Annotated in this window: 4 protein-coding genes, 1 tRNA gene and 1 rRNA gene; 1 reads left to right on the top strand and 5 read right to left on the bottom strand. The window is 69.5% G+C overall.

The window, feature by feature from the left end:
- Together WN71_RS34360 and WN71_RS34355 are read right to left on the bottom strand one after the other, a co-directional pair.
- Positions 1 to 290, bottom strand: a 290-nt coding sequence (locus tag WN71_RS34360) for a response regulator (protein WP_143074918.1), incomplete at its 3' end; no start/stop codon positions are given.
- Positions 291 to 547: 257 nt separating this feature from the next.
- Entirely contained in the window at positions 548 to 6,031 is a 5,484-nt protein-coding gene (locus tag WN71_RS34355; RefSeq protein ID WP_107469847.1) for a HAMP domain-containing protein, read from the bottom strand.
- 414 nt (positions 6,032 to 6,445) lie between these two features.
- On the opposite strand from WN71_RS34355, the gene WN71_RS34350 reads away from it, so the two are divergent.
- Complete coding sequence (locus WN71_RS34350) at positions 6,446 to 9,199, top strand: SpoIIE family protein phosphatase (protein WP_046591585.1); 2,754 nt, start codon at positions 6,446 to 6,448, stop codon at positions 9,197 to 9,199.
- 104 nt (positions 9,200 to 9,303) lie between these two features.
- Here WN71_RS34350 and WN71_RS34345 read toward each other — a convergent pair.
- The 3 genes from WN71_RS34345 to rrf form a co-directional block, all read right to left on the bottom strand.
- A tRNA-Thr gene (locus WN71_RS34345) sits at positions 9,304 to 9,379 on the bottom strand.
- 77 nt (positions 9,380 to 9,456) lie between these two features.
- A complete protein-coding gene (locus WN71_RS34340; protein WP_046591584.1) occupies positions 9,457 to 10,119 on the bottom strand; it encodes a DegT/DnrJ/EryC1/StrS family aminotransferase in 663 nt (220 codons plus the stop codon).
- A gap of 114 nt (positions 10,120 to 10,233) precedes the next feature.
- Positions 10,234 to 10,350 (bottom strand): 5S ribosomal RNA (gene rrf, locus WN71_RS34335).
- Positions 10,351 to 10,435 lie beyond the last annotated feature (85 nt).

Here is a 10,435-nt window from a genome sequence, read left to right as displayed (position 1 = left end):
CCCCGGAAGGTGTGGTGCGGGCCGTGGTTGATCGCGGTGAGGAAGATGATCGGGATGTCCCGTGTCCGCTCCCGTCGCTTGATGTGCGCCGCGGTTTCGAAACCGTCCATGCCCGGCATCTGGACGTCCAGCAGAATGACCGCGAAGTCGTCCGTGAGCAGTGCCTTGAGCGCTTCCTCCCCGGACGATGCCCGCACCAGCGTCTGATCGAGCGCGGAGAGGATGGCCTCCAACGCAAGCAGATTCTCCGGCCGGTCATCGACCAGGAGGATCTTGGCCTTCTGCACCATGGCCCGCCCTCCTCGCCCCGACAGTGCGCCGGGCGCCGCCCCTGGGGACGACTCCCTTGCGCCGCCCGTCCTTGTGCCGGTCATGGTAGCCGCACCCCGACCGTCGCCACACCCTGTCACCGCGATGTCACTGTGCACACAGCAGAAACGCGGCGGGAGATCAGAAGGTTCCCCGTATCCCGCCCTTCTACACGGCGCCTGACGTGCCGCGGGCGCAACTCATGGTGAACACAGAGGTCGGCCGTCATCGCGGTCGGTCATCCTTCCCTCATCCACTGTTCCATCACGGCCAACAGGTGGTCGGGATCGACCGGCTTGGTGACATAGTCGGACGCGCCGGACTCGATCGCCTTCTCCCGGTCGCCCTTCATCGCCTTCGCGGTCAGCGCGATGATCGGCAGCCCGGCGAACTGCGGCATCCGCCGGATCGCCGTGGTCGTCGCGTACCCGTCCATCTCCGGCATCATGATGTCCATCAGGACGACCGCCACGTCGTCGTGCTGCTCCAGGACCTCGATGCCCTCGCGGCCGTTCTCCGCGTACAGCACCGACAGCCCGTGCTGCTCCAGCACGCTGGTGAGCGCGAACACGTTGCGGATGTCGTCGTCGACGATCAGCACCTTCTCGCCGTTGAAGCGGACACTCCGGTGCGGCTGCGGCGCGCCCTGCTCCGGCCACTCCTCACGCTCCAGCAGCCGGCCCTCGCGCAGCGGAGCCTGGTCGCCGCCCGTGACGGCCCGGCGGCGCCGCCGGAACAGCGCCGCGGCACCGTTCTGCGTCTCCTGGTACGACTTCACCTCCGCCGGCGTCTCGATCGCCACCTCGGACAGCTCCGACAGCCCCGCCGCCTGCCCCTCGGACGCCACCAGGTCGCCGGCCTCCAGGGCGGGCGCCGCCTGCTGATAGCCCTGCGGCGGCAGCTCGGTGGGGTGCAGCGGCAGGTACAGGGTGAACGTGGAGCCGCGCCCCGGTTCGCTCTGCGCGTGGATCTCGCCGCCCAGCAGCTGCGCGATCTCCCGCGAGATGGACAGGCCGAGGCCGGTGCCGCCGTACTTGCGGCTGGTCGTGCCGTCCGCCTGCTTGAACGCCTCGAAGATCACCCGCATCTTGCTCGCCGCGATCCCGATGCCCGTGTCCGTGACCGAGAACGCGATCAGCGCGCCCTCCGGATCCGTCAGCGAACCGGCCTCCAGCAACTGCTCCCGGATGCCCCGGGGAACGTCCGTGCCCGCCGGCCGGATCACCAGCTCCACCGAGCCGGAGTCGGTGAACTTCACCGCGTTGGACAACAGGTTGCGCAGCACCTGCAGCAGCCGCTGCTCGTCGGTGTGCAGGGTCGCGGGCAGCTCCGGGGAGACCCGCACCGACAGGTCCAGGCCCTTCTCCGCGGTCAGCGGCCGGAAGGTCGCCTCGACGTAGTCCACGAGCTGCACGAGCGCGATGCGCGTCGGGGAGACGTCCATCTTGCCCGCCTCGACCTTCGACAGGTCCAGGATGTCGTTGATCAGCTGGAGCAGGTCCGAGCCCGCGCCGTGGATGGTCTCCGCGAACTCCACCTGCTTCGGGGAGAGATTGCCCTCCGCGTTGTCGGCGAGCAGCTTGGCGAGGATCAGCAGCGAGTTCAGCGGCGTACGCAGCTCGTGCGACATGTTGGCCAGGAACTCCGACTTGTACCGCATGGACACCGCGAGTTGCTCGGCGCGCTCCTCCAGGACCTGCCGGGCCTCCTCGATCTCGGTGTTCTTCACCTCGATGTCGCGGTTCTGCTGCGCCAGCAGCTCGGCCTTCTCCTCCAGTTCGGCGTTGGACGCCTGGAGCGCCTTCTGCCGGTTCTCCAACTCCGCCGACCGCTCCCGCAGTTGCTCGGTCAGCTCCTGCGACTGCTTCAGCAGCACCTCCGTCTTGGTGTTGACGGAGATGGTGTTGACGCTCGTCGCGATCATCTCGGCGATCTGGTTCAGGAAGTCCTTCTGGATCTGCGTGAACGGCGTGAACGACGCCAGTTCGATGACCCCGAGCACCTTCGCCTCGAACAGCACCGGCAACACGATGACCTGCGCCGGCGGGGCTTCCCCGAGCCCGGAGGAGATCTTCAGATAGCCGCTGGGCGCGTTCTCCACCAGGATCGTGCGCCGCTCCTGCGCCGCCGTGCCGATGAGCGCCTCACCCGGCCGGAACGACGTCGGCATCGACCCCATCGAGTAGCCGTACGACCCCAGCATCCGCAGCTCGTAGGCGTCCTCGCCCTCCGCGGCCACGTCCTTGCCGTCGACCAGCGGCAGCGACAGGAAGAACGCGCCGTGCTGCGCGGAGACCACCGGCGTCAGCTCGCTCATGATCAGCGACGCCACGTCGGCCAGATCGCGGCGGCCCTGCATCAGCGCCGAGATGCGCGCCAGGTTGCCCTTGAGCCAGTCCTGCTCCTTGTTGGCGATCGTGGTGTCGCGCAGGTTGGCGATCATCTTGTTGATGTAGTCCTGGAGCTCCTGGATCTCGCCCGCCGCGTCGACGTCGATCTTCAGGTTCAGGTCGCCGCGGGTCACCGCGGTCGCCACGCGCGCGATGGCACGCACCTGCCGGGTCAGGTTCCCGGCCATCTCGTTCACCGACTCCGTCAGGTCGCGCCAGGTGCCGTCCACGTCACGCACCCGCGCCTGACCGCCCAGCTGCCCCTCCGTGCCCACCTCGCGGGCCACCCGGGTGACCTCCTCGGCGAAGCTGGACAGCTGGTCAACCATCGTGTTGATCGTCGTCTTGAGTTCGAGGATCTCACCACGGGCGTCAATGTCGATCTTCTTCGTCAAGTCACCCTTGGCGATCGCCGTGGTCACCATGGCGATGTTGCGCACCTGGCCGGTCAGGTTGGAGGCCATCTGGTTCACGGACTCCGTGAGGTCCTTCCACGTGCCCGCCACGCCCGGCACGTGCGCCTGCCCGCCCAGGATGCCGTCCGTGCCCACCTCACGGGCCACCTTGGTGACCTGGTCGGCGAACGAACTCAGCGTCTTCACCATCGTGTTGATCGTGTCCGCGAGCTGCGCGACCTCACCGCGCGCCCGGATGGTGACCTGCCGGGTCAGGTCACCGTTGGCGACCGCCGCCGACACCTGGGAGATGTTGCGCACCTGGATGGTCAGATTGCTGGCCATCAGGTTCACGTTGTCGCTGAGGTCCTTCCAGATGCCCGTGACCCCCGGCACGTGCGCCTGGCCGCCCAGGATGCCCTCCGTGCCCACCTCACGGGCCACCCGCGTCACCTGCTCGGCGAAGCTGGACAGCTGGTCAACCATCGTGTTGACCGTCGTGACCAGCTCAAGGATCTCGCCCTTCGCGTCAACAGTGATCTTCTTCGACAGGTCGCCCTTGGCCACCGCCGTGGTCACCTCGGCGATGTTGCGCACCTGGATGGTCAGGTTGTTCGCCATGAAGTTCACGGACTGGGTCAGGTCCTTCCAGGTGCCGGAGACTCCCTGCACCTCCGCCTGACCGCCCAGCTGCCCCTCCGTGCCCACCTCGCGGGCCACCCGGGTCACCTGCTCCGCGAACGACGACAGCTGGTCCACCATCGTGTTCAGGGTGTTCTTCAGCTCCAGGATCTCGCCCCGGGCGTCCACCGTGATCTTCTGCGACAGGTCACCGCGCGCCACCGCCGTCGCGACCTGCGCGATGTTGCGCACCTGCGCGGTGAGGTTGCCGGCCATGCCGTTCACCGAATCGGTCAGATCACGCCACACGCCGGCCACGCCCGGCACCTGCGCCTGGCCGCCGAGCCGGCCCTCCGTGCCCACCTCGCGGGCCACCCGCGTCACCTGGTCGGCGAAGGCCGACAGCTGGTCGACCATCGTGTTGATCGTGTTCTTCAGCTCGAGGATCTCGCCGCGCGCGTCGACCGTGATCTTCTGCGACAGGTCGCCCCGCGCCACCGCCGTCGTCACCTGCGCGATCTGCCGCACCTGAGCGGTCAGATTGCCCGTGATGGAGTTGACCGAGTCGGTCAGCTCCTTCCACGTGCCGGACACGCCGTCCACGCGCGCCTGGCCGCCCAGCCGGCCCTCCGTGCCCACCTCGCGGCCCATCCGCGTCACCTGGTCCGCGAACGACGACAGCTGGTCCACCATCGTGTTCACGGTGTTCTTCAGCTGGAGCATCTCGCCGGAGACGTCCACCGTGACCTTCTGCGACAGATCGCCGTTCGCCACGGCGGTCGTCACCTGGGCGATGTTGCGCACCTGCCCGGTCAGGTTGCGGAACGCCGTGTTGACGGAGTCCGTCAGGTCCTTCCACGCGCCCGCCGCACCCGGCACCTGCGCCTGGCCGCCCAGCTCGCCCTCGTCGCCGATCTCCCGCGCCACCCGGGTCACCTCGGCACCGAACGCCGACAGCTGGTCCACCATCCCGTTGACGGTGTTCTTCAGCTCCAGCATCTCGCCGGCCACGTCCACCGTGACCTTGCGCGACAGATCACCGCTGGCCACCGCGGTCGTCACGGCCGCGATGTCCCGCACCTGCGTGGTCAGGTTGCGGAACACCGTGTTGACGGAGTCCGTCAGCCCCTTCCACGTGCCCGCCGCGCCCGGCACGATCGCCTGCCCACCGAGCTCCCCGTCGTCACCGATCTCCCGCGCCACGCGCGTGACCTCGTCCGCGAAGATCCGCAGCGTCTCGGTCATCTGGTTGATCGTCTCGGCGAGCTGCGCGACCTCGCCCCGCGCCGGAACCGTCACCTTCTGCGACAGGTCACCGTTGGCGACCGCCGTCGTCACCTGCGAGATCCCGCGCACCTGCGCGGTGAGGTTGCCGGCCATCGTGTTGACGGAGTCGGTGAGCTCCTTCCACACCCCGTCGACGCCCGCGACCTGCGCCTGCCCACCGAGAATGCCCTCCGTGCCCACCTCGCGCGCGACCCGCGTCACCTCGGAGGAGAACGACGACAGCTGGTCCACCATCGTGTTGACGGTGTTCTTCAGCTCCAGCATCTCGCCGGCCACGTCCACCGTGACCTTGCGCGACAGATCACCCTTCGCGACCGCCGTCGTCACCAGCGCGATGTCCCGCACCTGAGCCGTCAGCCGCCACGCCATCGTGTTGACCGAGTCCGTCAGGTCCTTCCACGAACCCGACATGCCGCGCACCTGCGCCTGGCCGCCCAGCTTGCCCTCGGTGCCCACCTCGCTGGCCACCCGCGTGACCTCGTCGGTGAACGTCGACAACTGGTCGACCAGATTGTTGACCGTCCGGCCCACCTTCAGGAACTCACCGCGCAGCGGATGCCCGGTGCCGTCCGGCCCCTGGGTGCGCAGCTCCATCCGCGGCGACAGATCGCCCTCCGCGACCGCGGACAGCACCCGGCTGACCTCGGAGACGGGCCGTACGAGATCGTCGACCAGGGCGTTGGAGTTGTCGATGGCGGCCAGCCACGAACCCTCGCAGGCCGACGTCTCCAGCCGCTCGGTGAGCTTGCCCTCCCGGCCGACCATGCGCCGCACCCGCGCCAGCTCGCCCGTCAGATGCAGATTGCGGTCCGCGACCTCGTTGAAGACCGCCGCGATCTCCGACATCACGCCGTCGCCGGACACCGTGAGCCGCCTGCGGAAGTTGCCGTCCCGCATCGCCTCCAGGGCGACCAGCAGCCGGTCCAGGGCGGCCGTGTCGACCACGGTCGTCCCGCTGCGCGGCCGGCGCGGGGACGGTCCGCCCTTCGCGCGCGTCTTCGTGCTCCGCGTCGCTGCGCCAGACTCCACTGTGTCCCTCCCGCAGGGGTCGACCGTTACCGCTGTGCGCGGGTCCTCCCGCTCGGAGTACCCGTTTACGGCTGTGCGCGGGTACTCCTGCTCGAAATACCCGATCCTGATGCGTCTGCCGGCCCGAGCCGATCGGACCCCACCGTGGGTTGCTGCCCGCGATGCGGGAAAGACACTCGGCCTGCCCGGACCCTCACCAGAAGCTTGCCCAGTGTTTCACCCTCGCCGAACCAGGCCATAACAGTTCGGCAGCTTCGCACATCACCCGCACACCCACAGGACGGAAACACTGGTGACCGGCATCCATACGGACGGGGAAGGTAAGTAACCTTGCATGCGGCTGTCCAGCCGCACCGGTCCGTCCGGCAGGGCGGTGGCACGAAACGAGCGGGCACGGAGGGGCGGCCGCAGACCATGACCACCGGAGTGATCCCCGGGGGACAGCCCCCGGAGCCACGGCCGAAGGGCACGCGGATGCCGCAGCAGCGGAGCGAGCCGGCCGGCCGTGGAGCCCTGCATGCCGACAACCGGTCGAGGAGTTCTGTGATCACCGCGCGCGCGGCCGCCAGCTTCGAGCCCGTCGGGCGATCCGTCGCCACCGCCCGCTCCTTCGTCCGCGACACCCTCCAAGGCTGGGGTTTCGCCGACGTCGTCGACGACGCCGTCGTCCTCACCAGCGAACTGGTGACCAACGCCGTGGTCCACGCGGGCACCGCCGCCGACGTCCTGTGCCTGCGCACCGAGGACGGCGTACGGATCGAGGTCGCCGACCGCTACCCCGAACGCGAGGTCCCGCTCCAGGGCTCCCCCGTCAACATGGGCAGCCCCGACCGCGAGGGCGGCCGCGGCCTCCAGCTCTGCGCGGCCCTGGCCGGCCGCTGGGGCGTCGAGTACACGCCCACCCACAAGAACGTCTGGTTCCAGCTCGAACTGCCCGAGCGCCCGGTGGGCACCCGCACCGCGGGCCCCTCGCTCCCCGCCGACCTCCTCCCGCTCGCCGACGGAAGAGTCCGCGTCGCGGTCGTCCAGATCGACCGCACCGGCACCATCACCGCCTGGAACGAGGACGCCGACGACCTCTTCGGCTACCCCGCAAAACAGGTCACCGGCAAACCCCTCACCGACTTCGCGGCCTGGCCGCACACCCCCGGCACCGCCACCGGCATCGCCGAGGCCCTCCAGCTCTCCCGCTGGGAGGGCAGCTACGGCATCCGCGGCGCGGACGGCCGCGTCATCCCGGTCTACGCCTCCCACCTGCGCGTCCGCGACACCGGAGGCGAGCCCTCCACCGTCTGCCTGCTGGTGCGCGAACCCGAGCGCGCCGTCCTCCAGACCCCGACCCGGCTGCCCGCCTCCGACCTCTCCCACTCCGACGGGCCGAGCAGCGACCCCTTCGAGGTGTTCATCGGCTCACCCGCCCCCGACGACCTCGACGGGCTCCTCCAGCGCACCGTCGAACGCGCCCGCGACATGCTCGACGGCGACTCCGCCTTCCTGCTCCTCGCCACCGACGACGAGACCGAGCTGGAGGTCCGCGCCTCCACCGGCCTGCCCTCCGCCCGCCAGCGCTTCGCCCGCGTCCCCGTCGAAGCCGGCCCCGGCCGCTACGGCTCCGCCCGGATGCCCGCCGTCCACGACGACCTGGCCGCCGTACCCGGCGCCGTACCCCTGCTGGACGGCACCGGGATGCGCTCGGTCGTCACGGTCCCGCTCAAGGTCGAGGGCCGCCTCACCGGCTCCCTCGGCGTCGCCGCCGAGTCGCCCGGCAGATACTCCAACGAGGAGGCCCTGCGCCTCCAGTTCGCCGCCGACCGCATCGCCCTCGCCGTCGAGTCGGCCCGCCTCGGCGAACTGGAACGCCTGCGCCGCGGCTCGCTCAGCTTCCTCGTCGAGGCCTCCGACCTGCTCGCCGGCACCCTCGACCGCGACCAGACCCTCGCCCTCATGGCACAGATGACCGTGCCGACCCTCGCCACCTGGTGCGCCGTCTACACGATCGCCGACCAGGCGTCGGATCCGTACCTGTCGTACGTCCTGCACGAGGACGAGGAACTCATCGACGGCATCAAGTCGTTGCTGTCGAAGATCTCGCCCCCGGACCCGGTGCCGACACCCGGCGCGCGCGTCTGGGCCGCCCCCGGCGAAGTGGCGCGCCGCGCCGCCCTGCGCAGTTCCATGCGCAGCCTGGGCCTGAGCGGCGGCCCCACCCACCAGACCGCCTCGGGCCTCGGCCCCACGCTCTCCGTGGCGTCCGCGGTGGGCGGCGAGACCGTCGTCCTGCCGCTGGTCGCCCGCAACCGCGTCATCGGCATGCTGACCCTCGGCAAGCCCACCGACGAACACTTCCGCCAGGAAATCCTCGAACTGGCCGAGGACTTGTCCCGCAGGGCCGCCCTGGCCCTCGACAACGCCCGCCTGTACTCGGAGCGCACGGCCATCAGCCAGTCCCTCCAGCGCAGCCTCCTGCCGCCCGAGCTGCCCCAGATCGGCGGTGTCGAGGTCGAGGTCATCTACCGCGCGGCGGGCGAGGGCAACGAGGTCGGCGGAGACTTCTACGACCTCTTCCCCATCCGCGACGGCGCCTACGGCTTCGCCATCGGCGACGTCTGCGGCACCGGCCCGAACGCGGCGGCCGTCACCGGCCTCGCCCGGCACGCGCTGCGGCTGCTCGCCCGCGAGGGCCTGAACGCCCCGGCGGTCCTCGAACGCCTCAACTCGGCCATCCTCGACGAGGGCGACCGCAGCCGCTTCCTCACCCTCCTCTACGGCGAGATGCGGCCCCAGCCGGACGGCAGCGCGGAGTTGAAGCTGGTCTGCGCCGGCCACCCGCTCCCGCTCCGGCTGCGCCCGGACGGCACGGTCGAGGCGGCCGCCGAACCCCAGCCGCTGCTGGGCGTCATCGAGGACCTGGAGCTCCACGAGCAGACGGTGACGCTGGACGCGGGCGATGTCCTGCTGTGCGTCACCGACGGCGTCACCGAGCGCCGCGAGGGCACCAGGATGCTCGGCGACGACGGGCTCGCCGACGTCCTCACCACCTGTACGGGTCTTACGGCCGGTGCGGTGGCGGCTCGCATCATGCGCGCGGTGGAACGCTTCGCGTCCGACGCCCCGTCCGACGACATGGCGATCCTCGCGATGCGCGTCGCCGGCATTCACCAGGACTGACCGAACTCCACCCACCCGCCGAACTCCCCCACCCGCAAAGGGAACAGGGAGTGCTGCCGGGGAATACGGAAAAGGCCCCGCCCAATTGGGCGGGGCCTTTCGTGTGGAGCCCCCAAACGGAATCGAACCGTTGACCTTCTCCTTACCATGGAGACGCTCTGCCGACTGAGCTATGGGGGCCTGTTGCCTTTTCCGAGGTTTCCCTCGCGGCAACGAAACAGATCATACCCTGAACAGACCCGTGCTCCCAAACTCGTTCAGAAGGCGGGTTGGAGGAGTCCGCCGAGCGCGTTGCAGGCCGTCACGATCCGCTGCATGTCGCGCTTCGTCAACGAGGCGTCCACGGGCAGCGCGAGGGTGTCGTCCGCGGCCTGTTCGGTCTCGGGCAGGGAGACACAGCGCCGGAACTCCGGCAGCCGGTGCACGGGCGCCTTCACCGGCACCTGGCAGTCGACTCCCCTGGCCCGCACCGCGCGCGCGAAGGCGTCGCGGTCCGGCCGCCCGTTGCCGGGCACCCGCACGACGTACTGCTGGTAGGTGTGCCCGTCGCCGCCGTCGGGGGTCCGTACGCCCCGCAGCTTGGCGTCGAGGTACGCGGCGCGCTCCCTGCGCTGCGCGACCTCGTCGTACGGCGCCGTCGACTCCCCCTGCTGAAGCACCAGCAGTCCGTGGCGCCGGCCGATGCCGAGCAGCCGGTCGAGGTCGGCGAGCCGGCCGAAGCGGTGCACGACGACTATCGCCGCGGTGCGCGGTGTCACGGCCGCCTCGACCGCGGAGGCGCTGAGGCAGTAGGTCACCGGATCTATGTCGGCGAACACCGGAAGTGCGCCCGCCAGTGTCACGGCCTGGGCGACTTCCACGGTCCCGAACGCCGAAACGACGACCTCGTCACCGATACCGACACCGGCGGCCCTGAGCATTGCAGCAGTACCCATGCTTGGATGCTCGGCGCGCAACGTGAACTTCAAGTAACGGCAAACAAAAAAGGGTTGGACCCTGAACCGAAGTTCGGGATCCAACCCTTTTCAATAATTGTTCGGCGGTGTCCTACTCTCCCACAGGGTCCCCCCTGCAGTACCATCGGCGCTGTGAGGCTTAGCTTCCGGGTTCGGAATGTAACCGGGCGTTTCCCTCACGCTATGACCACCGAAACACTATGAAACTGTCGAACAATGCCGCACCACACTCCATCAAACCCATGGAGAATGGGGCTGTTCGTGGTTTCAGAACCAACAC

It is taken from the genome of Streptomyces mangrovisoli (assembly GCF_000974985.2).
Classification (GTDB): Bacteria; Actinomycetota; Actinomycetes; order Streptomycetales; family Streptomycetaceae; genus Streptomyces; species Streptomyces mangrovisoli.
Note: the sequence above shows the minus strand (reverse complement) of the source record. Positions and strands in the feature narration are given on the sequence as shown.

Bases quoted from the DNA above. Each gene is read 5' to 3' on its own strand.
- WN71_RS34350 (WP_046591585.1), top strand. From the start codon at position 6,446: ATGACCACCGGAGTGATCCCCGGGGGACAGCCCCCGGAGCCACGGCCG.
- WN71_RS34340 (WP_046591584.1), bottom strand. From the start codon at position 10,119: ATGCTCAGGGCCGCCGGTGTCGGTATCGGTGACGAGGTCGTCGTTTCG.